General features: G+C 67.6%; 22 protein-coding genes and 1 pseudogene. 8 read left to right on the top strand and 15 right to left on the bottom strand.

The features are described 5' to 3' along the window. The first annotated feature begins 1 nt into the window (after window position 1). Window positions 2-427 (top strand): universal stress protein, encoded by a 426-nt coding sequence (locus ACGFZW_RS01060; protein ID WP_393890855.1) that lies wholly within the window; start codon window positions 2-4, stop codon window positions 425-427. A 171-nt stretch (window positions 428-598) separates the two neighbouring features. On the opposite strand, the gene ACGFZW_RS01055 is transcribed toward ACGFZW_RS01060, so the two are convergent. Next, window positions 599-1,822, bottom strand: a complete 1,224-nt coding sequence (locus ACGFZW_RS01055; protein ID WP_393890854.1) for a saccharopine dehydrogenase family protein — start codon at window positions 1,820-1,822, stop codon at window positions 599-601. Window positions 1,823-1,972: 150 nt separating this feature from the next. Further along, window positions 1,973-2,095 (bottom strand): transposase, encoded by a 123-nt coding sequence (locus ACGFZW_RS01050; RefSeq protein ID WP_393890853.1) that lies wholly within the window; start codon window positions 2,093-2,095, stop codon window positions 1,973-1,975. 1,014 nt (window positions 2,096-3,109) lie between these two features. On the opposite strand from ACGFZW_RS01050, the gene ACGFZW_RS01045 reads away from it, so the two are divergent. Beyond that, entirely contained in the window at window positions 3,110-4,648 is a 1,539-nt protein-coding gene (locus tag ACGFZW_RS01045) for a class I adenylate-forming enzyme family protein (RefSeq protein ID WP_393890852.1), read from the top strand. A gap of 657 nt (window positions 4,649-5,305) precedes the next feature. Here ACGFZW_RS01045 and ACGFZW_RS01040 read toward each other — a convergent pair. The 5 genes from ACGFZW_RS01040 to ACGFZW_RS01020 form a co-directional block, all read right to left on the bottom strand. Continuing rightward, window positions 5,306-6,466, bottom strand: coding sequence for an FAD-dependent oxidoreductase (locus tag ACGFZW_RS01040; RefSeq protein ID WP_393890851.1), 1,161 nt, complete (start codon window positions 6,464-6,466; stop codon window positions 5,306-5,308). 213 nt (window positions 6,467-6,679) lie between these two features. Beyond that, on the bottom strand, window positions 6,680-6,964 hold the full coding sequence (locus ACGFZW_RS01035; RefSeq protein ID WP_393890850.1) for a helix-turn-helix domain-containing protein: 285 nt from the start codon (window positions 6,962-6,964) through the stop codon (window positions 6,680-6,682). Further along, window positions 6,964-7,455 (bottom strand): DUF2975 domain-containing protein, encoded by a 492-nt coding sequence (locus tag ACGFZW_RS01030; RefSeq protein ID WP_393890849.1) that lies wholly within the window; start codon window positions 7,453-7,455, stop codon window positions 6,964-6,966. Before ACGFZW_RS01030 ends, ACGFZW_RS01035 begins: the two co-directional genes overlap by 1 nt. A gap of 417 nt (window positions 7,456-7,872) precedes the next feature. After that, on the bottom strand, window positions 7,873-8,592 hold the full coding sequence (locus ACGFZW_RS01025) for a spermidine synthase (RefSeq protein WP_393890848.1): 720 nt from the start codon (window positions 8,590-8,592) through the stop codon (window positions 7,873-7,875). Between the two features lie 663 nt (window positions 8,593-9,255). Then, window positions 9,256-10,239, bottom strand: a complete 984-nt coding sequence (locus tag ACGFZW_RS01020) for a BtrH N-terminal domain-containing protein (RefSeq protein ID WP_393891269.1) — start codon at window positions 10,237-10,239, stop codon at window positions 9,256-9,258. A gap of 692 nt (window positions 10,240-10,931) precedes the next feature. Here ACGFZW_RS01020 and ACGFZW_RS01015 point away from each other — a divergent pair. Continuing rightward, window positions 10,932-12,416, top strand: a complete 1,485-nt coding sequence (locus ACGFZW_RS01015) for an MDR family MFS transporter (protein ID WP_393890847.1) — start codon at window positions 10,932-10,934, stop codon at window positions 12,414-12,416. 217 nt (window positions 12,417-12,633) lie between these two features. On the opposite strand, the gene ACGFZW_RS01010 is transcribed toward ACGFZW_RS01015, so the two are convergent. The 3 genes from ACGFZW_RS01010 to ACGFZW_RS01000 form a co-directional block, all read right to left on the bottom strand. After that, window positions 12,634-13,050 (bottom strand): contact-dependent growth inhibition system immunity protein, encoded by a 417-nt coding sequence (locus tag ACGFZW_RS01010; protein ID WP_393890846.1) that lies wholly within the window; start codon window positions 13,048-13,050, stop codon window positions 12,634-12,636. A 288-nt stretch (window positions 13,051-13,338) separates the two neighbouring features. Beyond that, a complete protein-coding gene (locus ACGFZW_RS01005; protein ID WP_393890845.1) occupies window positions 13,339-14,001 on the bottom strand; it encodes a lysophospholipid acyltransferase family protein in 663 nt (220 codons plus the stop codon). A gap of 247 nt (window positions 14,002-14,248) precedes the next feature. Continuing rightward, window positions 14,249-15,199, bottom strand: a complete 951-nt coding sequence (locus ACGFZW_RS01000; protein WP_393890844.1) for a LysR family transcriptional regulator — start codon at window positions 15,197-15,199, stop codon at window positions 14,249-14,251. Between the two features lie 174 nt (window positions 15,200-15,373). On the opposite strand from ACGFZW_RS01000, the gene ACGFZW_RS00995 reads away from it, so the two are divergent. After that, window positions 15,374-15,922 (top strand): DapH/DapD/GlmU-related protein, encoded by a 549-nt coding sequence (locus tag ACGFZW_RS00995; RefSeq protein WP_393890843.1) that lies wholly within the window; start codon window positions 15,374-15,376, stop codon window positions 15,920-15,922. A 728-nt stretch (window positions 15,923-16,650) separates the two neighbouring features. Here ACGFZW_RS00995 and ACGFZW_RS00990 read toward each other — a convergent pair. Then, a complete protein-coding gene (locus ACGFZW_RS00990) occupies window positions 16,651-17,016 on the bottom strand; it encodes a DUF4333 domain-containing protein (protein ID WP_393890842.1) in 366 nt (121 codons plus the stop codon). Between the two features lie 699 nt (window positions 17,017-17,715). Here ACGFZW_RS00990 and ACGFZW_RS00985 point away from each other — a divergent pair. Continuing rightward, a pseudogene (locus ACGFZW_RS00985) lies at window positions 17,716-18,834 on the top strand (FAD-dependent oxidoreductase). A gap of 142 nt (window positions 18,835-18,976) precedes the next feature. Continuing rightward, a complete protein-coding gene (locus ACGFZW_RS00980; RefSeq protein ID WP_393890841.1) occupies window positions 18,977-19,477 on the top strand; it encodes a DUF6624 domain-containing protein in 501 nt (166 codons plus the stop codon). A 106-nt stretch (window positions 19,478-19,583) separates the two neighbouring features. Here the strand turns inward: ACGFZW_RS00980 and ACGFZW_RS00975 are convergent, their stop codons facing one another. Further along, the gene (locus tag ACGFZW_RS00975; protein WP_393890840.1) at window positions 19,584-19,805 is read right to left on the bottom strand and encodes a hypothetical protein; all 222 of its coding nucleotides are present in this window, start codon (window positions 19,803-19,805) and stop codon (window positions 19,584-19,586) included. A 70-nt stretch (window positions 19,806-19,875) separates the two neighbouring features. Then, window positions 19,876-20,175 carry a hypothetical protein gene (locus ACGFZW_RS00970; RefSeq protein WP_393890839.1) on the bottom strand — a complete coding sequence of 100 codons (300 nt, stop codon included), beginning with the start codon at window positions 20,173-20,175 and terminating at the stop codon, window positions 19,876-19,878. A 332-nt stretch (window positions 20,176-20,507) separates the two neighbouring features. Here ACGFZW_RS00970 and ACGFZW_RS00965 point away from each other — a divergent pair, with 332 nt between their 5' ends. Together ACGFZW_RS00965 and ACGFZW_RS00960 are read left to right on the top strand one after the other, a co-directional pair. Further along, entirely contained in the window at window positions 20,508-20,816 is a 309-nt protein-coding gene (locus tag ACGFZW_RS00965) for a DUF6333 family protein (RefSeq protein WP_393890838.1), read from the top strand. A 448-nt stretch (window positions 20,817-21,264) separates the two neighbouring features. Continuing rightward, window positions 21,265-21,837 carry a hypothetical protein gene (locus ACGFZW_RS00960; RefSeq protein ID WP_393890837.1) on the top strand — a complete coding sequence of 191 codons (573 nt, stop codon included), beginning with the start codon at window positions 21,265-21,267 and terminating at the stop codon, window positions 21,835-21,837. 55 nt (window positions 21,838-21,892) lie between these two features. Here the strand turns inward: ACGFZW_RS00960 and ACGFZW_RS00955 are convergent, their stop codons facing one another. Then, window positions 21,893-22,672 (bottom strand): hypothetical protein, encoded by a 780-nt coding sequence (locus ACGFZW_RS00955; RefSeq protein WP_393890836.1) that lies wholly within the window; start codon window positions 22,670-22,672, stop codon window positions 21,893-21,895. Next, entirely contained in the window at window positions 22,669-22,872 is a 204-nt protein-coding gene (locus tag ACGFZW_RS00950; RefSeq protein WP_393890835.1) for a hypothetical protein, read from the bottom strand. Before ACGFZW_RS00950 ends, ACGFZW_RS00955 begins: the two co-directional genes overlap by 4 nt. Window positions 22,873-23,916: the final 1,044 nt, after the last annotated feature.

Below are 23,916 nucleotides of genomic sequence, written 5' to 3'. Positions count from 1 at the left end.
GATGTCCGTGATCCTCGGTTACGACCAGTCGCCGGGCGCGGCACGCGCGCTTCGCGTGGCGATCGAGGTGGCTGCCGCGTTCAACGAACGCCTCGTGCTGGTCTTCGGCGCCGCCGCCCCGGGCGGCACGGGAGAGGAGTACCGGGCGCACCACGAGGCGATCCGCCAGGCCGGCCGCACGAGCCTCGACCAGGCGGCCGCGGCCGTCGACGAGGCGGGCGTGCCGAGCACCGTCGAGATCATCGACGAGAAGCCGGCCCAGGCGCTGCTCGACGCCGCGTCCCGCCACGACGGGCGGGTGATCGTGGTCGGCAGCTGGGGCGAGAGCCCCATGCGCGGCGCGCTCCTCGGCTCCACCCCGCACAAGCTCCTCCATCTGTCGACCGTCCCGGTGCTCTGCGTCCCGACAGCGGAGGAGGGCCCTTGAGGTATACCCCTCCGTCGGGCCCCAGGTCGCGCTGCAGTGACCGGCAGTCATAGGTGCCGTACGGGGGAGTGCTCCGGACTACCGTCTTGCGGCCACGATGCCCCACGGAGGCTGACCGCACCGGTGACGGCCACCATGCCTCGCCTTGGTGTGGCGTTGCCTCGGTGTACGTCAGCGCTCCTCGCGCATCCTCCACGGAGATCCGTACTCGGTGAGCAGGTCGAGGAACGGCCGGGGCGGTAGTGCCTCAGGCCCGAGGACGCCGCTGGCACTCCACGTGCCTCGGGCGATCAGGTCGAGGGCGATCACCGGGTTGATGGCGGTCTGCCAGACCACGGCCTGAGAGTTGTACTCGCGCATCGACCATTCGTTGTCGACGACGTGGTACAGGTACACCTCGCGCGCGGCCCCGTCCTTCGTTCCCTTGACCCAGGTGCCCGCGCAGGTCTTGCCTTTCATACGGTTGCCCAACGTGGCCGGGTCGGGCAGGCATGCGGCAACCACGTCACGCGGAGAGACCTCGACCAGCCTGTTCACGCCGGGGACGGTCACCCTTTCCGTGGAGTCAAGCCCCAGCTCGTGGAGTGTCTTGAGCTTGGCGATGAAGTCCTCGCCGAGTCCGTACTTGAACGTCACCCGGTGTGCGTCCACCCAGCGGGGTACGAGCAACACCTCTTCGTGCTCGACGTTCACGCACTCCACTGGACCAATGCCTTCGGGGAAGTTGAAGGTCTCCGGCTCGCTGAATGGCGCGGTGGTGTACCACCCGCGGTCCTTCTCGTAGATCACCGGCGGGTTGAGGCACTCCTCGATGGTTGTCCAGATACTGAAGGAGGGTGCAAAGCCGTAGCCCTCGACGGTGAGGTTCGCGCCGTCGCGCACACCGATCTCCTCGATCTCGTCGAAGAGTTCATCGGCCGCATACCGCGCGAAGACGTCCGACAGCCCCGGCTCCACGCCCATGCCGACCAGGGCGAGATGGCCGGAGCGTGCCCAGGCTTCGGCTTGGGCGAACTGCTCGTCGCCGAGCTTTACTCCGCACTGCTCGTAGGGTGCGGTGGTGTGCGGCGTGGACAGTGACATCGCCATGTCCAGGTAGTGCGTGCCAGCCGTGAGCGCGGCGTTGAACAGGGGCATCACGAATCGCGGGTCGGTCGCGTTCAGGAGAACGTCGCAGCGCTCGTCGACGAGGACTTGGCGTACCGCGTCCTCGTGCGAGGCGTCCAAGCGGCGCGAGCTGAACCGCCCTGGACGCTGCTTGTGCGCGGCGACTGCCGCCTCGGCACGCGTCAGGTCGTAGTCGGCAACGACCATGTGGCTCAGGAAGTCGCGGCGGGCCGCGATATGGGTGACGGCGGTTCCGACGCCGCCCGCACCAACGAGAAGTACGCGCATGTCACACACCATTCGTCGAGAGAGCCCTCGTAGGCGAGTGCTCTGGCGGCGCTCCGAGCAACGCGAGGTCGTGCATCTTTGTCAACGCCGATTGCACAAGTTTCGAGGAGGCACGGTGCCTGATTGCGTGAAGCGCCGGTAGGCGGTGGGTCAGGCAGGCCCGAACAGCGACGGCAACTGCCGCCACATGCAGCCCGTCGCCGCCACGAACAAGATCGCCGCCAGTACGCCACGATCACCCGCCCGCGCCCGGCCACCACCCTGCGGACACATCACCGCTATTGACGGAAATGCGGCTGTCGAAATCCGCAAAGCCCGTCAAGGGTGCCCGGCCTCCGTGGCTCCGCTGGCCGCCTGGTGCCGGCCGCTGCCTTGATTCCACTGGGCCCGCCCGCGGCGTGCCGTGGTTCACGATCCAGCCTGTGTAGGACGGCAGGCGGAGCACCGACGCATGCTCTGCCGGCTTCTGGCGCAGGAACTGGTGGCGCGCCGGTGCTGGTCCACCTCCGCCCCTGCTCACTGACCAGGACGTGGTGCGCCGCAGCCCATACTGCGGCTTGATCAAGGTGCGGCCTGGTTCTCCGTGGTTGCAGGGGGCGGGCTCGATGCACTTCTGCCCGTCTTGTCTGTGGTTCGCTGCTGTGACTCTGGACGATGCGTGCCCTGGCCGTCCTTGCGGTTCGCCTCTGCGGCTTGCATGTCGAGCTTCTTGTGTCTGGCCATCTCAGCTCCTTGTGGAGGGGAGGGGGTCTCCGGCCCTCGACCGCCTCGCTCCTACTGTTCGACGAATGCGGCCCGGTGCCACGGCTCAGCCTCCAGGCAAACAGCACGGCGTCTGATGCGCGTCTCGGTGAGGTCTGAACGGAGCAAGGGGCACCCTCTTGATCCCGCCATTGCAGGACGAGTGCATCCCGCAGGCGTGCGAGAACGTCGGACTGAGCGGGGAGGGCCGGGTGAAGACGGAAATGTTCATGTCTTCCACCGCGGAGTGTCGTCGGCTACCGACTCCTCAAGCCTGCGCCCGCCGAGCGCCTCGACGCGCTGATGAGCCTGCGGAGCAGGCAGGACCGGCCGGGGGAAGCGCGTCTGGCGCCTGACCGTCGATAGGCCGAGAAGGGAACAGGGCGCCGCGGAGTTGGGTCCCGGCCGGCGGTGGCGCGCTCCGGTTGGCGTGAGCTCGACTACTCCTGACGGGTGAGAGGCACGTGGGGGCGGGCTGGGGACACCGGTGATGGGCACATCACAGCTGTTGATCGTTCGCGTCCCATTCCAGCGTGAGGAGAGGTCATGGCAGGGAGCTACGTCGCCCAACTGCTGAACGCGGCTACCGGCCGGTGGGCGACTCACCTGGCCGTGTCGCAGGGCACCCAGCGGTTGACCTACCAGGACCTTGCTCAGGTCACCTCGCAGATGGTGTCCGCCCTGCGCGGCAGCGTGGAGCGGGAGGGGCCGGTTGCCATCTTGGCCGGGAACCGTCCTCTCACCCTGGCCGTGCACCTCGCCGGCCATGTGCTCGGCCGGCCGGTTGCACACCTGGCCAGGGACAGCGCGCGTCCGGGGCTGGAAGCGTTTCTGCGTGAACTTCGACCGACCGCGCTGGTCTTCGATCCCGCGGACGCCACCACTGCCAAGGACCTGGCCGCGGCAGTGCCCTGCGGGCGCCTGCTTTCTCTGGGACCCGATCCGGAGGCAACGGATCTGCTCGCCGAGACCACGGCACGCCGGCCCGGCGAGGCATTCGTGCCACAGAGCGCGCCCCGGCACGAGATCCGCACGCTGCTGTGCACCGGCGGGAGCACCGGGACGCCCAAGGGGGTGGTCCACACCCACCGGATGTACGAGGCGCTCCTCGAGGCGATGTCTGACGCGGACGGCGCAGGCGTGCGGCGCCTTTTGCATGGCGAGATGTCTCACCTGTCGTGGTACATCGGGATCCCCACTCTCATGGCGGGCGGCACCCTGTTCCTGCACGAGGGCTTTGACGCAGGCCGCCTCCTGAAAGCCATCAGCACCGATCGTCTCACTCACATCACCCTCACCCCTGCACAATTGGTCCGCGTTCTGGAGCACCCCGACCTCGCCGCGACGGATCTCTCCAGCCTGCGGTGCGTCCTCTACGGAACCGCTCCGACCCCACCACAGCGCCTCCGCGAAGCACTGCGGCGTTTCGGGCCCGTGCTCCAGGGCGTCTACGGGCTCACCGAGGCCGGCCTCATCACCAGCCTGCCGCCTGCCGACCATGTGGATGGGACGCCCGACGTCCTGTCCTCAGTGGGCCGGCCGGCGCCCGGCGCGAGCGTCGAGGTGCGCGACGCGCAAGGCCGCCTCCTCCCTCACGAGGAGACCGGCCACGTGTGGGTCACCGGACCGGGAATGATGAGCGGCTACCTCTCGCACGACGACACCGTGCCCCAAGTGGTCGAAGACGGCTGGCTGCACACCGGAGACCTGGGATGGCTGGATGAGCGGGGACGACTGTTCCTGGCGGATCGAGCGAAGGACATCATCCACCACACCCGCGGTACCCACATCTACCCCCGAGTCATCGAGGAAGCCCTCCTCCAGCACCCCCTCGTGCGGGAAGCCGCCGTGTTCGGCGTCCCGGACGCAGACACCGGCTGCGACCGTGTCCACGCCGTGCTCACCACCTACGAACCTTGCGACGCGCAAGCCAGCCTTCGCACCCACCTCTACGACGTGCTGCGGCAGGATCACCTCGTCCCCGACATCATCGAGGCCATCGACGAGCTGCCGCTCACCCGTGTGGGCAAAGTCGACAAGCAAGCCCTGCGGCGGCGCTACCTCCGTCAGCCTCAGAATCCGTAGGCAAGGAGGAGGCAGCCGGCGCAGGCGCGTGAGCTCCTTCGGAAAGGGGCAGCCACCCGAAGCGCGAGTGCTTCCTCCTCGGTGATGTCGAAGCCCCATGAAGCAGAGGTAGACGCGCCCCTTCCTCAGGGCATGCTGGACTCTCACCCGGACATGCAGGAAGCCCTTCACTGCTGCGGAGTGGCCTTTGCGCGAGCTGTACCACCGCCGACGAGATCGAGGCGTCAGTCAGCTTCCGGCCGGATGTATCGCCGCTTCTGGCAGGTGCAATGGAGATCCGCAGCATCCGGGACATCCTCTATGTCGGCACTCCGAAAGAGTCCGGTATTGCGTCGAGGGGCAGCAGGGCCAGCCTGCGGACGCCGAGACAGGCAGCGCAGACACCGCCGTGGTGACGGTTGTCGGTTGCTGCGGCCAGAGTGTGGCCCGGGCGTACGATCTTGTCGTGAGCTGTGCCCAGCTCCCGCAGAATCCGAAGCGATTGATCGGCAACCGGCACCGCCGGCGCACCCTTGGCCTGCCAGCGAGTGATCAGCAGTGGGAGCGCAGCCCCCAAGTCATACGTGAGCCGCAATGACCTGCACGATCGGCGTTGTTTCGCACGTGGTCCTACTTGAGCTCAGTCCTGCTCCACACACCGCGCGGCCCGTGGTGGGTTCACTTGGGTGTGTGGTCGGGGAAGGATCTGTCGCCGAACAGGACTCTGCTTGCCGCGGCCTGGCCGAAGGGTGTGCGTAGCAGGGTGAACGCCGCTGCTGCTGTGGCGGGCGTCCGTATGTGGGCCAGTCCTCGGCGCAGTGCGAGTCGTCCCCGGAAGTTGGTGCGGAGTGCGGCTCCGTCGTAGTGGGTCATCGCTTTTTCTGGTTTTGCGGTATGCAGCGCGTCGTTGAGGACTTCGGCTGCAAGTTCCGACTGCCGTAGGCAGGGGTCCAGGCCGCCGGCGGTGAGTGGGGAGACCGCGCCTGCCGCGTCCCCCACGAGAAGTCCGTCGGCGCAGCTGATGCGGCGCAGAAGGCCGCCGACGGGAATGGGGCCTGCGCGCCGTTCCACCCTTTCGGGCCGTTCGAGGCCGGTCAGACCAGGCGCTGAGGCGCTGAACCGCTCCGCCGCCCGGCGAAGGCCGTCTGGATAACGGTCGGCATAGCCGGCGACGCCGACATGTGCGTGTTTCCCGTCATTGACCACCCAGGCCAGGTAGCCGGGCGCGAGTGAGGGGTCGAGTACGCAGTGGAAGGTCGGTGGCTCGTCGCTTCCGGGTATTTCGAAGACCTCTTCGGCGCCGACGATCAGGTGGCGGTTACGGTCGAGAGCGAGGTCGCGGGCGACAGTTGAGCGGGCTCCGTCGGCGCCGACGACGAAGCGGGCCCGGACCACGGTCGACCTGTCGCGACCGGCCAGGTGGAAGGTGTTGCCCTGTCGGCCGGCATAGCGCGTGCCCAGTGCTATGCGTACGCCGGCGGCTGCCGCGGCGTCGGCCGACGCTTCGTAGAGAGGTGCCATGTCGCCCACCCGGTACTCGTCGCGGGGGCTGGTGAGGCTGACCGGTCGGCGCAGGTTGGGCGGGTAGAGGACCACGCGCCGGATCGGTGGTCCGAGGCAGTCGGGAGGCAGTGGGAAGTCGTCGAGTGTCTTGCGAACGAAGATTCCTGTGGTGCGGATCGCGCCGACAAGATTGGTTCGGCGCTCGACCAGGAGCACGTCGTGGCCTTGTCGGGCGAGGAGCATGGCGGTGTTCAAACCCGCCAATCCGGCCCCGACCACGAGCACGTCGGTACTGTCCGTGGCTCCGAGAGGGCGGGAGAGGTTGGCATTCGTCATCGTTTGCTCTGTTCCATGTGGAGTCCGTCATCGGTGCGCGGCAGGCGCGGCCGGCTGCGGGCAGCGCGGCGACCGCTCGGGCCTCGATGGAGGAGTGCGGACGTCGCCGGCGTCGTCGTACCCGGTTTTAGGGTGCCGGGTGCCGGGTGCCGGGTGCCGGGTGCCGGGTGCCGGGTGCCGGGCGCCGAGGGCCGGCTGCTGCGGCTGTGGTCACTACGGCGCGGAACCAGCCGGGGCTGATGCTCCGGATTCGTGCGCGGCTCTGTCCCTGTCCCTGTCCCTGTCCCCGGGGGTCTCAGGCTCCCAGCGCAGCAGGTCTCCGGGCTGGCAGTCGAGCACCTCGCAGAGCGCGGCGAGTGTGGTGAAGCGCACGGCCTTGGCGCGGCCGTTCTTGAGGACCGCCAGATTGGCGGGTGTGATTCCCACCCGGTCCGCCAGTTCGCCCACGGACATCTTCCGCTTGGCAAGCATCACGTCGATATCAACGATGATCGACATCAGATCACCTCGGCCAGCTCGGCCCCCAGACGCGACGCCTCGACGTCGCGCGCGAGGGCCTGCGCGAGGAGCACCCGCAGCACGAGCACGATGAGCGCGACCCCGAAGACCGCCAGGGCAACCCCGCCCAACAGGACCACAACGCCCGGGGCAACTGCCTCGCCCGGAGCCAGGGCCACTCCGAGAGTGAACACCAGGAGCGCGGCCGTCACGAACGCGCCGATCACGAGGTGGACGTAGCGGAATGCGGCGTGGGAGAACACCGTTCCCCGTCGCACCATCGTGACCAGCCGCCACACACAGACCAGCACTACCTGGACCGTCACGACGCCCAGGGCCATGATCACGAGCAGCGGAGTGCGGCGGTCCGCGAGGGCGCCCTCCTCAATGACTCCCGCCGGCATCGCCACCATCACTGCCTGGGCCAACACCGATCCGGCGAACAGCATCACCATCACGGCGCGCAGCGCAAGCACTGTCAGCTTTCCCATCGTCACTCCCCTTGGTCGAATAGCAATAGAAATCTATTGATTATCGATAGGTATGGCAAGTCCGGGCCGCCGGTGGGAGGGCTGCGCGCTTACGAGAAGCCCCTCGTACGGCAGAGGTGCGTAGAGGGCAGGCCGGCCATGTCGTCCAGCTGTTCGGGGAGGCTGCCGGTGCCCAAGCGGTGGGCACCGGTGCCATGCACACCGGGGTAAGGCAATCGGTTCAGCGCGATCACCGACCTCGCCGGCCGGGAGGAACCCGCCACGTCAATCGCGCACACGCTCTGCAGCGGCGCGTGTCCGCCAGGTCGCTGTCAGTGAGGCGGGGACCCTGTGGAGAGGCACGTCCACGTCTTCGGGGTTGAAGATCCGCCGCCGGCGCCTCGACGCCGGGGTTCTGGACAGCTCCGTCGGTTGTGCTTACTCGCCGAGGGCCCGCTTCGCCAAGTAGACCGTGTTGGCGGCTTCGCGCCCCTGCAAGGGGTTGTCGAAGGTGACGACCTCGGCCCTCACCTCGGTGAATACCTGCCGAAGCGTCGCAGTGAATTGCTCCTCCGGTGCTTCGTTAGACCAGAGCGCGAACACTCCGCCGGGAAGAAGCTGTTCACTCAACCGCCGCAGACCTTCGAGTTCGTAAAGATCGGCATGCGAGGGGTGCAAGAGGTGACTCGGCGAGTGGTCGATGTCGACGATGATCGCATCGAACCGTCGACCGGGGTCGGATGGGTAAAGCCCGCCGGGGGAGCGGAGCAGCGCGAAGAAGTCGCCATGCATCAACGTGCATCGGGGATCCGATGCCACCTCAGCGGGAATCAGCTCCTTCTGGTGCCACTCGATCACCTCGCTGAGGGCATCGATGACCACCAGGGAGCGCAGTCTCGCGTCCGCCAGCACCGCCTCGGCGGTGCAACCGAGGCCGAGCCCACCGACGAGCACATTGAGCGTGGGGCCGGTCAGCTCCGCGAGGGCCAGCCGCCCCAACTCCTCCTCGGCGAAGGTGAACAGGCTCGACATCAGGAACTCGTCGTTGAGCTTGATCTCGTAGACGTTCTTTTCGATACCCGGGTACCACCGTCGGCGCAGCGCAAGCTCACCCAACGGCGTCTGACGCCAGTCGAGTTCCTGGAATCGTTTACTCATTGAATCTCCCGCGTTGTGCCGCACCGAGCCTGGTGACCCGAATTCCGGCGGGTGGTGTCACGCCATCGCCCCTCGGCATCGGACACGGTGTGCTCATTCCGCCACTGAGCATTTCACTCTGTGCGGCGGAGGAGACCCCGTCTCTCGGGGGCGTTCCTCTTCCTGGAACGTAACGTCTGCGCGGCTTGGAGGTTCTCCCGGAGCATCGTCATCAGGTTCACCGGCCTTGCCGGCCGTGGGAGCGTGACACATGAATTCGAGTGCGGCGGGACTGGTGAGCCTGTGAGGTACCTCTGTGGGCGAGGCCACGGAGCAGGCGCAACGGGCGAGGGCAGGAAGAGTCCGCAGGGTCACGACGCGACCGGCCCCCCGGCCGATCAGCGGGCATCCGCTCAGCGCTTCAGCCGAAGCCGCCCCGCCGGTGCACGCCTGCGACTGGCCGATGCTTTTGCGCAGTTGAAAGTCGACGACGAATCGCGCACCTGATACGAGCGGGACACGTTCCGTCAGTTAATCGGCCTCCGTCTGCCAATCGACGTAGACCAAGACGGCTGCGCCACCCGCAAGGAAGTCCTTCAGACGGAGCCTGTGACCAAGCCCCGCCCAGGCAAGAGCGACAAGCTGACCAGCGGCACCTGGCGTTGGACCCGCCGGACCAGTTGCCTAGAGCATGTTGAGTGCTTGCATCGCATCGCGTTCGATCCGCGAGAGCTCGTGGAGGATGGAGCCGGCCTGCACAAGCTTCTTCGCGTCGCCGGATTCGCCTGCTGTCGCGACGAGTGCGGCCACCTGTGTCCAGAGGGCGGCGGCCTCGGTATAGAGGCTGTGGCCGGTGCGCAGGTGGCTGCTGTCGATCAGCTGGGCACACTCGGCGAGGAAGTCCCGGTAGAGATTGCGGAACAGGGCTCCGCCGGTGCCGGCCCTCTCCATGAGGGCGGCGGCCTGTGGCAGGTCCTCCCGCGGATCGTTGCTGCGCTGCAGCCACTTCGGCACTTGCTTGGCGGTCTTCTCGATGCCCCGGTGGCCCAGGTTCGCGATGGGCGGGTTCAGGAACGCGTTGGCGCAGGTCTTGATCGCGGGGATGATCCGGTCCCGCGGTGACGTCAGGCTGCTGGGCGCCGTGATGGTGAAGGAGCGGTGCTTGGCGGTCATGGGACCGCGTTCGGCCCTGGCCCTGGCCAGGCCGGTGAGACTGGTCGAGACGGCTCCGCCCTGTGGGGCGGTGTCCACCAAGTAGGCGTCCTGTTCGTCGTAGCCGTACATGGCCACGACGTGTCCGCCGAAGTGCACCCTGCTGCTGAAGTAGTCCAGGTGGTAGCTGTCGAGCTGAAGGCCGACCGGCCGACCGGCGTCGATGGGCGCCGCCACGTTCTGCCATGCCTTGCGCGGGGAGGTGGTTTCCCCGACCAGTAGCTCAAGCCCGAGTGCGGCGGCCAGATTCCTGGTGAGCTCGAACGGCTTGACCCGGCCTCCCAGGAAGGGGAAGCCCATGCTTTTGCTGTCCCAGTAGATGAAGGACAGCCCTTGTCCGAGCCCGAACAGCATGGGCTCGGACAAGTCGATCCCCTCATGCCGCAACAGCACGCCCAGTGCCGTCGTCTCACAGTGCTGCATACCGCGGACATCGATGTCCCTCACCATGGTCATGCCGCTCATTCTTCCTTCCTCTCGGACGACAACGCTGCAGATTGGGCGTGGCAGGCCACCGTCGCCCCGGCATGATCTTCCGGACAGGACTAGCCGATGCCTGGGACTCCGGGGCCTCGCAGGGGAACGCGGAGCGCTGCGAGAGGTACGCCAACGATGTGGACGTCGAGCGCAGTCTCGTTGCCGTCTGCTCGGGGGGCCGGCTCTGATCACGGCCCGACGGGGCAGCAGGGGAGAGCAGCCGGGTCCCCTTGGCGACAACTACCGACGGCGAGCAGTGCTCGGACAAATGATCAACGAAGGGCGTGGGCCTGGTTGGCAGACCGGAGGCCGACCGCCCAGCGGCTCGCCCCGACCTCATTCGTTCGCGATCTCAAGAAGCCTGAAGGACACAACGAGGCGCTGGGCACCGCCCCGCAAAGCGCTCATCGTTCGTCTCTGAGCTTCCTCGGACTCAGGGAAGCGTGGGGTCGCCCGGCTGCCGTCGATCCTCCTGGATCAGACAAAATTCGGGGGAGATCTCGGTGACGATGCGAAAGAGTTTGCTCCGACCGATGAGTCCTGCCAGCCGCGCAGGTCTTATCGGGGTCACTACCCATATCCATGCCGGCGGCCCTCGGCTGCGAGGCGACTGCGACCAGGAAGCCCAGCGAGGTGCTGCAATGTCAGCTGCGATCCCAGAACGACCGGCCGTGAAGGCGGGCCGCACACCGACGGTGGTGCGGCTGCTGGTACTGGCCACTTTCGTGGTGATCCTCAACGAGACCATCATGATCAACGCCATCCCGAGATTGATGCACTCGTTGCGCATCAGCGAGCAATCAGCGCAGTGGGTGTCCACCGTGTTCATGCTCACCATGGCCGTAGTGATTCCGATCACCGGTTGGTTCCTGCAGCGGGTCACCACGCGCCAGGCCTATGCGATAGCCATGGGCGTGTTCCTCGCGGGTACTGTCCTGTCAGCCGTGGCGCCCTCCTTCGAGGTGCTGCTGCTGGGCCGGGTCGTGCAGGCCGCAGGCACGGCCGTGATGATGCCCTTGCTGATGACGACGTTGATGATCGTGGTGCCTGATCACGACCGCGGCCGGGTGATGGGCAACGTCACCCTGGCGATATCCGTGGCCCCCGCGCTCGGACCTGCTGTGTCGGGGCTGATTCTGCAGGTCGGCTCCTGGCGACTGCTGTTCGTGGTCGTCGTGCCGATCGCGGCTTTGGTGACCTTCTTCGGGCTGCGCAAACTGGACAACATCAGCGACCCGCAGGTGAGCTCCATCGACTGGCTCAGCGTCGGCGTGGCGGCACTCGGGTTCGGCGGCTTGGTCTACGGCCTGAGCCTCTTCGGTGACAGTGATGGAAAGGTCGGGCTGGCGACAGGCATCGTGATCGCCGGGGGCGCGGCAATCGCGGTCTTCGTGATCCGTCAGCTCAAGCTGCAGCGCACCGGTGTGCCTCTGATGGACCTGCGCACCCTTGGGCACCGCACCTTCGGCCTGTCGCTGGCCCTCCTGTCCATCGGGTTCTTGGCGATGCTCGGGGCGATGATCCTGCTGCCGCTGTATCTGCAGAACCTGCGCGGGCTCAGCCCGCTGGAGACCGGCCTGCTGGTGATGCCGGGCGGTCTGGGCATGGGCCTGCTGGGACCGTCCATCGGAAAGATCTTTGATCGATTCGGTGGACGGTTGCTCGTGGTGCCCGGCTCGATCGGAATGGTGCTCGCCCTCGGGGGGTTCACCCAGGTCTCCACGACGATGCCGTACTGGCAGGTGCTGGGCCTGCACGCGCTGCTGATGGTGAGCTTGGCGGCGACGTTCACCCCGGTCTTCACGCTCGGCATGGGCGGGCTTCCCCCGCATCTGTACTCCCACGGCAGCTCGATGCTCGGGACGTTGCAGCAAGTCGCTGCAGCGTTCGGGACCGCGCTCGTGGTGACGGTGATGTCCGCGCGCACCACCCAGCTGGTCGCCGATGGCGTCGCTGCCATACCCGCACAGGTGAGCGGAATGAAGCTGGCCTTCGGCGTCACTGCCGCCCTCGCCCTGGTGACGATCGTCGTCGCGGCGAAGCTGCCCCCACGGATCGCGGGCGCCGACGCTCAAGATCACGACAGCGCCGACGGGGACACGACCGTCAGCGAACACCCCGACCAAGGGGAGCCCGCCACCGTCAGCCAGAACTGACCGGCACGCGTGGTCAGTCCGCGTCGCCGACCTTTTGGGCCTGAGCTGGGGTATTTCGGGCGGCGGATCTGCTGCGGCCCAGGGGCTCGCAGGCTGCGCCGGATGGCTGGAAGGCCGGGACTGCCGGTCATCCGGGCGGCCGATGGCGGGGCCCCGTGCCCAGCCGATGGTCGCCTGGGTGGCTTTGCCAGCCGGCGTCTTGATCAAGGCAGCGCGGTCAGTCGGGTCGCGCGACGAAACGGGTGAGTTCCTCGGCGGCGCCGCGCGGCAGGTCGGCGACGGACGCCTCCGGCAGAGTCGCGATCACGGCGCGCAGCCGCGCGGCGAGGTCCGGGAACACGGCCCAGGCCGAGGCCGGCGCTGCAACTGCTGCGAGCAGCAGGTCCCCCTCGTAGAAGTGGGCGTCCAGCAGCGGATCCTGAAGCAGCACGCGCACCGCGAGTGGAAGGACGTGGGGCAGGGCCACCCGCTGCGTGATGAGCACGCGCAGGTCCGCCGGGCGGAGCTCCCTCAGCGCCAGACACCGCAACTCATGCACCTTGTGCACCAAGTGAGTCGCGTCGACGGCCGGAGCCGCCCAGCGGGGCGGGTCCAGCTCATCGAGGGTGCGGTCAAGGTGCAGCAGTCGATTCATGAGTTCATTCTCGTGCCCGGGGTCGGCAGCGCCCGCTGCGGTCGGCCGCGCCCAACCTGCCAAGGGGGCACAGCAGACGAGCGAAGGCTGAGGTCCGCGGCGGTGAGCGGGGTGATGAGTTCGTGGAAGGCGTTGTGGAGATGCGGACGGTTCGGGGGCGGCGAGTACATGGGCGTTCAAGCCGCTCCCGGGCCGGCAACTGCCCGACTTCGGGCGGTGCCCTGCAGTCGCTTTGACTGCCCCTGCGGAGACGCTGTCTGTCTGTCGGACGGCGAGCGGGAATGAGCTCTACACCGCGAGGGCGGCAGGTTCCCCGAGACGGGCGGCCGCGGTGCGCCACGCGGCCGTCACGGCGGTGCGGGCCCGGGAGGTACACCCGCCATGGTTGCCGGCGAGCTCCAGCGGAGCTCCGACGTGAACGTGCAGGGTGGGTCGGCGCAGCGGTGCGGTGGCCAGGCCGGAGAGTTGCTTGGCGATGCTTCCCGAGGTGACTCGGCGTGAGCCGGCCTGTCCTACGGGGACGACGGGAGAGTTGGTGCGCTCGACCAGCCGGGACATGCCGCTGCGGAAGGTGCCGGGCGCCGCTTCGGCCGCGTCCTTGCGGCGGGGCAGGCCGCCTTCTGCGTAGATGAGGACCAGCTGTCCCTGCTCCAGGTGTCGTGCCGCGGTATCCAGCGCGGCGGCGGCACGCCGGTCGCCCCGGTGCACGGGGATATGCCCTTCGCGGGTGAGGACGCGGCCGAGCAGCGGAGTGCGCCACAGGCCGGCGGCCGCCATGATCAGCGGCTCGGCGCCGAGACGGTACAGGGCGGCCAACACGACCGCGGGGTCCGCCAAGGAGGTGTGGTTGGCGACGATCAGAGTCCCCGGCGCGAACTCCGCGCCAGGATCGGTGGTCACCGACAGGCGGCCGAAGGTCGGTACGAGCGTGTCGGCGATACGGCTGAGCATGAGGGTCTCCCGGCTGGACGATGGCGCTCTTCATCGTCGTCGGCAGACGTCGCCGTGGCATGAGTCGCCGTACTCAGCTTTCCGTCTCCGCGTGGTCGCACGGGTGCGGTCTCCCGGCGGGGCCGAGGCCGGCGCGGGGCCTCTCCGTGAAACCGAACATCCGCCTCGGGGAGCATCGGAACAGCGGTTATCGGTGAGAACGATCATGTTCGGCGGGCCGGGACAGGGTCTTCCTTGGCTTGTCGATTCAGGGTGTATTCGGCTGCACTGGCCGGCTCCAGTTCGGTGTCCAGATGCCGTTGTCGGGTCGGCCGGGATAGGCAGAGGTGAGATGGCGGCGCAGGGTGGCGAGGGAGGGGTGTGGGTTGTCGGTGCGCCAGATCAGTGAGTGGGGGTAGAGCGGAGTTGGGTCTTTGATGGGAATGCGGCGCAGGTCGTGGCCGACGGGCCAGACGAGTGGGGTCTGTTCGCTGACGAAGGTGGCCAGGGTCGTGGAGTTGGCGATGGTGTCGAGCAGGGGCTCGATTCCGAAGTCTGGCCCGACTGAGTCGATGAGGATGCCGAAGGTGGCCGCGAACTCGTCGTAGTAGGCGGCCCACTCGGTGCCGGGCAGGTTTCCGGGCATCCAGATCCGGCGGCCGGCGAGCTGGGCGGGAGTGAGAGCGGGGGCGTTCGCGAACTCGTGTCCCGGTCCGGTGAACAAGTGCAGCGGTCCGTCGAAGACGAGAGCGGCTTCCGTTCCGCGGGGGAGTTGCCGGCCCGGCATGGTCACGGCACGGAACGTCGCGTCGATGGTTCCGTCCCGGACGGCGGCCACGGCCGTGTCGGAGTCGAACAACGTCACGACGTCCAGCTCGGTCTCGGGGTGGGCCAGGTGGAAGCCGCGCAGCAGCCCCGCCAGGGAGAGTTGACGGCCGATCACGTCGACGCGCAACGCCCGGCTGCCTGGCCGCACCGAGGCGATGGCTCGCTCGGCGGCCTGGAGGAGCCCGCGGGCGTGGGGCAGGAAGGCCTGCCCGTCGATGGTGGGCCGTGCTCCGCGCGCGTCCCGGGTGAAGAGCTGGACGCCGAGCTCCTTTTCCAGTGCGGCAACGCGTTTGGACACCGCCTGCGGGGTGATCGCGAGGTCGGTGGCGGCCTCCTGAAACTGTCCCGCGTCCACGACGGCGACGAAGGTGCGCACGGCAGTGACGTCCATGCCGCTCATCCTAGGTGGACAACCAACCGTTGATTATTCCCGTCTTGATCGTTGTTTGATTCCAGCGTGACCTGGTGGCTTTCATGAGTGCAGTCAACCTGTGGTTGATCAACCGTCGTATCCGACGCTGTCACTCCACAGGCTCCGGCCCAAGCGCCCCTCGTGAGGAACCCCATGCCTGATCAAGACCGTCTCTACGTCCGCACTCCCGAGTTCGCGCGGGTTGCCGAGCGCATTGAGCACGTGACCACGCTGACGTCGCGGCTCAACGTACTGTCCTTCAGCGACAAGGCCACGCGTGCGGCCCTGTTGTCCGAGATCGTCGGCAAGCCGCTCCCCGGCTCAGTCACCGTCTATCCGCCCTTCTACACCGACCACGGGCTCCGCATCGACTTCGGCGAGCACGTCTTTGTCAATCAGGGCTGCACCTTCCTGGATCAAGGCGGCATCCGTCTCGGCGACGGTGTTCTGATCGGTCCGAAGACCAATCTCATTTCCTCGGATCATCCGCTCCCGGCGTCCGAGCGGAGCGAGTTCATCACGCGAGCGCCCATCACCATCGAGGTCGGCGCCTGGCTCGGTGCGGCGGTCACGGTTCTCCCCGGAGTCACGATCGGACGTGGTGCGGTGGTCGGTGCCGGGGCCGTCGTCACGAAGGACGTGCCTCCTGACACCCTGGTAACCGGAACGGCCGCGTTCGAACGCAAACGATGGAACGACTGAGCCAGGAGGCCGACAGCAGTCCTGACTCGTTCGGCCTTGGGGGACATCCGTACAGCCGTTGGCGCTGAGAACGATCAGGCCTCGGTTGGGGCGCGGGTGCTTACGCGGCGCTCAGATCATGTGAGCCCAGGGCCAGGTCACGGGCGTCCGGCCCCCCGGACCTTCAGCCATGGAGGTTGCGCAGGGACTTGCGATCGTCGTCGTGGAGTTCGCGGGCATGCTTGCGGGCTCTGGTCGAGGTGGCATTCGAGGACACCTTCCAGACCCTCCGTTGCCACCTGCTGACAGGCACTCACCGGCGGACGCCCAACTGGATGCACCGGTGCGAAGGCACCACAGGCTGCATTAATGCTTGCTCCCTGATCCCCCAGTCGGTCAGCAGGGCCGGAGAGTGGGCACTGGCGCCGAGATGAGTTGTCGTCGAAGCAACGACCACACTTCTGGGAGCCACCCAAGATCTGTCATTGCCGTAGTGACCGAAGGTGCGAACGGCGGATTGGCGCGCGTTCCGCCGACAGGGATGCGAGCGGCGGTTGACCGGTGTCCGGTCAACCGCCGAAGTCCGTCCGGGCCTGACGGCTCTGCTGTGGGCCGGCCCGGGCGATCAACCGGCCGAGAGCGGCGCCCAGAAGTCGAGACTCCACACATCGCCGTGACGCCGGGCGCTTGTCCTTGGGGACGACCGCTTGATTCGAGGAAACCCGGCTGCTCGGCGGCGACCTTCAATCTCAGTTCGCGGACCGTGCCGGGGTGGGAGTGTCGTCGGCCTTGACGTCGAAGTTGATCTGGGATCCATCAACGGAGGACACGGTGACCGACACTCCCAAGGTGCTGCCGTCGTCCGCGGTGAGCTTGCACCGGGTGGTGGCGCCTACCTTGCCGACGAGGTCCTCGGGGCACGTGATGTGTGGCGTCGGCTGGCCCGTTGTGGCGGCGAGCTTTTTGGCGACTGTGGTGGCCAGCTTGTCCGCGGACAGTTTGGGCGTGGGCTCCGCCCCCTGGGTCGACGCAGAGACCGAGCAGCCGACAAGCAGCACGCCAGCAGCCAGGGCTGAGGTGATCGAAGCTGCTGCGGACAAACGGTTTATGGGCATGGTGGACTCCGGTCCAGATGATCAAGGAAGGAAGGACGCCGGAAGCATACGGGCCCCCTGGTCCGTGGATGACAGGGCCCTCTGGCATGAGCACGGCGGGTAGTCCGGAGGGGGACGCGCTGGCAGTGAGCGCTTCGCCTTCGACAGCTCGGGGTAGGCCGCCGCATCGTGCCGGCAGGCGCCCAGCGAGACCGTTGGTGTCCTGTGCTGAGCGAAGGCAGCGATAGCGGGCTGACTGACCCGCCGTCTGCATCGGCTGCACAGCGGCGCAGTGCGGGGCGGGGCTGGGGCCGGTGGGTCGGATCGAGAGGTTGGCGTGGGTGCCGAGGCGGGTGGGCGTAGCTGACGGTCTCGGACGCGTCCAACGTGACCAAGCCCTATGAGGGGGCGGGGTTTTCAAGCGAACGGGTCGCCCGTCACCCCACCGAGGCGGCCAGCGCCGGATCGCTGTTGTCTGTGACGCACGCGTACAGCGTGTACGCCGAGTCCGTCTCCTCTCCCTTCCTGGAGGTCGCAGCTTCGGTGGCCTTGTTGCCTGATCGGGCTCTGACCTGTGGTGTTCGGGCGGTGGTTTCGGGTGTCGGTGGTCTGTCGGTGCTGTCCGCTCGGTGTCTGTGGTTCGTCGGCGGGGCCTTGGAGCCTGGTTGGTGAACCTGCCGGGTGCCCGTCCGGCAGGTAGGCAACAGGCAAGGAATCAGCGTGACTACCGACGTGACGATCATCGGTGCCGGACTCGGCGGCCTCACGCTCGCCCGCGTCCTGCACGTTCACGGTATCCCGCAACGGTCTACGAGGCGGAAGCCTCGCCAACGGCGCGCACGCAGGGCGGGATGCTCGACATCCATGACTACAACGGCCTGCTGGCTGTGCAGGCGGCCGGTCTGATGGACGAGTTCCGCGACATCGTCCTGGAGGGCCGTCAGGCGGTGCGGTGGCTGGACCAGGAGGGGAACGTCCTGCTCGAGGAACCTGACGACGGCACGGGGGGCGTCCTGAGGTACAGCGCGGTGAGCTGCGGCAGATGCTGCTCGACTCGCTCGCGGAGGGCACTGTCCGGTGGGGGCACAAGGTCAGCGATGTCCGTGGCCTCGGTGGGGGTCGTCATGAGGTGACCTTCGCCGACGGCAGTACCGGCGTCACGAGCCTGCTGGTCGGCGCGGACGGTGCGTGGTCGCGGGTCCGGCCGGTGCTTTCCGACGCCGCCCCTGCGTACGCCGGTGCTTCGTTCGTCGAGACTTGGCTGCCCGACGCCGACATCCGGCATCCTGTTTGCTGCGAAGACGGTCGGTGGAGGGTCGATGTTCGCGGCCTTTACGGGCAAGAGGCAGATCGGGGCTCAGCGGGAGAAGGGCGGAACCTCCACGTCTACGCGATGATCTCTGAGCCGCGGGATCGGTTCGACGGTATCGACTTCACCGATCGCGACGCGGCAACCAAGCGGATTGCCCGGGAGTTCAACGGATGGGCGCCGGACCTCACCGCGCTGATCAGTGACGGCGACACCACGCCGGTCCTGCGCCCGCTCTACTCCCTGCCGGTCGGGCACCGATGGGACCGGGTGCCGGGAGTGACCCTGGTCGGCGACGCCGCCCACCTCAACCCCCCGAACAGCGAAGGCGCCAACCTGGCCATGCTCGACGGCGCCGAACTCGGAGAGGCACTCGCCACGCACCCCGACCACGTCGAGACCGCCCTCGCTGAATTGAGCAGGCGATGTTCCTTCGCAGCGCCAAGCAGCTCGCGGCTGCCGAGGACCCCGACCACCCCACGCTCAATGACGTAGTCACATTGTTCGCCCAGGACGAGCAGACCTCATGAGTCACCGACCGAGGGCACCATGTTGGGCCGCCACTTACCGCAGCACAGAGCCGGCCATCACCCCGCAAGAAGGAGCAGAATGCCGCCGGCTGCCCGCCGTAACCGCTCGTAGCCAACTCAAGGAAATGGAGCGCCGGACAACATGACCCGCGCCGAACTGGCCGAAGAGCTCCACCGCCGCGCCGACGCCGACCAGCGAGCCCGCAATCAATGTATCGAGACGGGCGAAGCCGGGGGCCTCGCGCAGATCGACGCCGACAACACAGCCTGGATCAAGACGGTCATCGCCGAGCATGGCTGGCCCGGTACCGCCCTCGTCGGTGAACGGGCCGCCGACGAGGCCTGGCTCCTGGTCCAGCACGCCGATCGCGACCCTGCGTTTCAGAGCCACGCTCTGGAGCACTTGAAAACCGCCGTCGAAGCAGGTGACGCCCCAGCCCGGCATCTTGCATACCTCACCGACCGCGCCGTTGTCGGCGCCGGCAAGCTCCAGATGTACGGCACGCAGTACGCCGACGACGGCAACGGCCTGCGGCCCCAGCCCGTCCTCGAGCTCGACGGCCTGGACGAACGTCGCGCCGTCATGGGCCTGGACAGCGCGGCCGCGTACGACCAGCGCATGCGAAAGACGTACACAACCTGAAACAGCCGTTCAATGGTCTTGCGCTGCTTGTCGGTCCGAGGGGCGAAGCCGGGGGCCGGCCGCCGTCACGGCCGTGCCGCAGGCGGTGGCCGGCTTTTTCGGAGGGCTACCCCTTGGCCGGGTCGGCGCCCGGCCGCTTGACGATCCGGTCGCCGACCGCGATCGACTTCCAGAGCTGGCGGCTGATCCGGACCTTCACGGGTTCGCTGTCGGCAAGGCGTACTTCGACGAAGTGGTACATGTTCGCACCGTCGAGCATGCCTCGGGACTTGTCGATGACGACACCTTCCCAGGAGTCATCTCGTCCAACTTTGTGGGATTTGATCATGATGTTGAGTCTACGAGGATCAGCAGCCGGCTATGCAGAGCCTTGAGTCACATCCTGGCGATGACATATGTCATGAGATGGCCAGTCGGGCACGCCGCCCCGGTGGTTCAGCTGCAGGGGTCGCTCTGCCGCCGGTCATGAGCGTGCGGCGCAAGTCGGCGGAGCTGCGGACGGACACCCCTGTGCGCCACAGCTGCGCCGCGGGTGTCGGCACTGATCGGCGCATCTTCGACTTCTGCTGGACCAGGAACACCGTCAGGAGGAGCCGCCCGGCGGCCATCGTCGTGAACGTCCATGTGGGCCAGTCGTGTTCGCCTCCCACCGTCAGCGGGAGCATGATCATCAGTAGGCCGAGTGCCGACAGGACCATGCCCAGCGGGTCCAGGCGCCGGGCGGCGCGGTCGCGGGAAATGGGTCACCAAAACGGATTGGGAAATGCCGTGGCAACGGCCTTCGCCGTCTTCGCTCTCTTCCCCTGACTGGTGACGATGGCGCCCGGACCGGACACCCCGGTGCTACCGAACTGCATACGTGGTGGCCGGCTGCCAGGCGTACCACCGCATTCGGCGTTGCGGGCGGCTCGCTCGCCCGGGCGGTTGCAGCGACGGTCGGAGTGGGCGCACACGACCCCGCGCCTAACCCCGCGCGCAACATAGGCTGGCTTCGGACTGGCTGTCACTGCCGACGGCTACGGTGACCCGCATGAACGAGAGCAGTTACTGGACTTCCGCTGCGGACCGGATAGTGCGTGGTTCGATGGGCCTGTGCCACCTGACCGTCTTCGAGGCGCCCTTCAACATCGATGCGCGCAGCTATCCGCCTCAAGACCCGGCGCAGGCCCGCGCATTCGCCGAGTCGCTGGAGAGCATTGAGGCGGTGCTGGAGGACCTCGGGCCGTGTTCCGTGCAGAAACCACTGCCCTCGGCTGCGCGTGCCGATCTGGACGTGGTGCATGTCGCGGCGTGGCGCTCCCGCTCCCGCTTACGCGCGCACTTGGCGCGGTGGATGTGAAGCTCCGTGGAGGCGATCGCAGCTGCCCCGAAGTTGTCGATTGCTCGAGCGTCGTCCCGCACCTTCACCCACGCCGCGCAGTCCAGGCAATCGGGTTCCGGCGCAGGCTGTTCGCCGTACGGATCCGTCAACTGGCCCGGGGGCGTCTGAATCCCTCTCGGTTCCGTCATGCCTTGAATATCGGCTGCCACGGGGGACGTTGGTACTCCCATAGGCGGGACGGAACGGCCGCTTCGGCCCTATCGTCCTAAGTGGCCCAAACGTCCCGGGGAGGACTCTTGAACACTGCGCTTCGAGACGCTATGGCGAGTGCCGGTGTCGAACCACGGCAGTTAGCCCGTATCGTCGGGGTTGAGCACAAGACGTCGAACGATGGCTTAGCCACCCTGCCCGGGCCCCGCGTGAGGCTACGCAGGTGGAGGCGGGCCGCGCGCTAGGAGTGGACCCCGTGACTCTGTGGCCCAAGTCCCTTGCTGCTTCCCGCGTCAAGACCGGGCATGACCGGGAGATTCTGGCGGCGTACCCGTTCCGCAGCGCCGCCCCTACTTCGTTGTGGGCGTCCCTTATCGACGGAGCATCCCAGAACTTGGCCTTCGCGGGCTATACGAACTACTTCTTGTGGCAGCAGCATCCGCGGCTAGGCGCGCGACTGAAGGCGAAGGCTGAGGCAGGCGCTCGCATCCGGTTCCTCGTGGGCGACCCGGAGTCGGAGGTCACGCGCAAGCGGGAGGAGGTGGAGGGCGTCCCCCTCACCGTCGGAACGCGGATCCGGATCACGCTGGACGCCTTGGAGAAGATCGGCGAACCCCGGGGCATCGAAGCACGGTTCAGTGATCAACACATCTCGTTGTCCGTCTTCATGTTCGACGATCAGATGCTGGTCACGCCGCATATCGCTTCGCTCCTAGGCGACGAGTCCCCCATGCTTCACCTTCGCCGGCTGGAGGATGACGGCCTGTACGACCGGTTCGCCAGCCACGTAGCGGTGCTGTGGGAAGGCGGCCAGCCGGTCGAACCGTAGCCGGAACGCAAAAAGCGCCCGCCGGATGTCTCCGACGGGGCTCTCTTGTTCGCGGCTACCGGCCGTGGCCCTCGACCCAGTATTGCTCCCTTGCCGTCAGCAACCCGGAAAGAGTGTCGTCGTCGGCGCGGGCCAGATCTCCGAGAGCCTCGTTCTCCCCGGCGCGGGATGCGAGCCACATACGAAAACCAGTCACCTCGGCGGTTCTTTCAGCGGCGGCGCCGCCTCCTGGAGCGAGTTCCTCGGCTGAGAGCAGCGGGATCCCGGATCGCAGCTGCAGCATGCCGGGAAGATCGAGACGGCGGCTGCGCTGGGCCACAGGCTTCTCCGCGATCGCGAGGGTCCCTGTCACCGTGCACCTTCCGCCCTGCAAGGACACCAGACGGCCCCGGCGGATCAGTGCGAGGAGTCCCTCGAGGTCGAAGTCGATCGTGATCGCCAGATCCAGGGTGCCAACCTTGGCCCCGTCGAGAATCAGGTCGAGGCAGGGACGGTGGGTAGAGGTGACGTGGTGGCTGGCCAGAGCGACGAGTTCCTCGCTCTCCGGGGCATCGCGCGTGCGGCGAGCGGCATCCCTGAGGGAGGAGTGCTTGCGCCAGCCGGCGCCCGCCAGGTCGATCAGGTCCATGGCGAGGAACCCGTCGACGACGGTGGCGACTTCACGCTCGACGGCCTGACCTGCGGAACCTGCCATGCCCCGCGTGCCGCGGGACAGCGTCTCCGCGACGCCGCGCTCATGGAGACAGCTCGCGAGGGTCTCGGCGGTGTTCTCGCCTTCCTCGCCGAACAGGAGGGCACGTACGGTCGTGGGCTCGGCGGGTAGCGTCGTACTCATCGCTCGTCCTCCTCCCGGATGTTCTGCTCGCCGGGGTCGGGATGTGGATCCAGCCGTACCGTGTGGTCCGGTCCGTCGGGACCCTGGCGCCTGCTCACACTTTCGCGGCCGGGACCGCTGCGCAGTACGGCGTGCACATGCCGGCGCACCCAGCGCGGGCCTCGATGGCGTACGCCGACGACGGCAGCGGTCGTGACCATTGCAGTGCCCAGCAGCACAAGCACAATCGGCAGGGCACCGGATCCCTCCTCACCTGCGGGTGCTGGGCTCTCGTTGTCCGGCCCAGGCGTATCTGAGCCGGGCGTACCGGCGCCGGGAGTACCCGGGCCGCGTGTACCGGGGCCGGGCGCACCCGGACCGGCCGTTTCGGGACCGCTGGTGCCAGGACCGGGTGTACCCGGGCCACCGGTCTCTGGTGGTGAGAGTGGCGAGCCCGGCGGTGTGGTGGTGGGCGGGTACGTGTCGGGCTTTGGAGATGGGTTGCAGCCCTCGCACGAGGGGCAGTTGCGGCAGTATTCCTCGCCTGGCTCGGGCGGCGAGGTGGCGTTGGGCTGACCAACAGCACGTGAGCCCGCGACCTCCTCCGTCTGCCCGGACGCGCTGAAGCTGCGGCCGAAGCCCGGCTGGGGGAGAACAGCGAAGACCACGGAGACCAGAGCGCCTATGAGCACCACGGTCACCCATCGATCGACGTGCCGCCGCTTCTGCGGCCCGTCCCTGTCCCCGTGCCGAAGAGCCACCTACGCGAGGCCGTGACGCCGCTGGGCGATCCGGGTACCACAAGCCGGGTGGCGGAAGAATCCCGTCATCACACGTCTCCCTTCATACCCTCGCGAATGCCACGTCGTGGCGTTACGCAGTGCCAGTTTCCCTCCCCATGGCCGAGGCCGCACCCCCACTGCCCGTCGTCACCCGTCTGGTGGCCGGTGGCTTGCTCCGACGGTTGATCTGCGCGGCAGCCGGCCGCGGCACGGTTCAGCTGGCGGTACAGGTTGTGTGCCCTGGCTTCGGGCCGAGGTAGCGCTGTGCCTGGGCGACCAGGAGACGATTCCAGTCGCGTAACGTCTTGATCCGCATGAGGACGAACGGGGAGATTCCGCACCACGTCGTCGGTGCGCATGGGTCGACCTTTCCCACCGGCTCTGCACGGCGGCGCCAGAGCCCTGGGGCTACCCAGCTCACTTCCCCCTTGTTGTCCTGTGGTGCTACCTCATCAGCAGCCCGGGAACACCGCCGTCGGGGTT

Source organism: Streptomyces sp. NPDC048248, from assembly GCF_043201875.1.
Classification (GTDB): domain Bacteria; phylum Actinomycetota; class Actinomycetes; order Streptomycetales; family Streptomycetaceae; genus Streptomyces.
The sequence above is the reverse complement of the archived record's forward strand: the minus strand, read 5'-3'. Positions and strand labels throughout refer to the sequence as shown.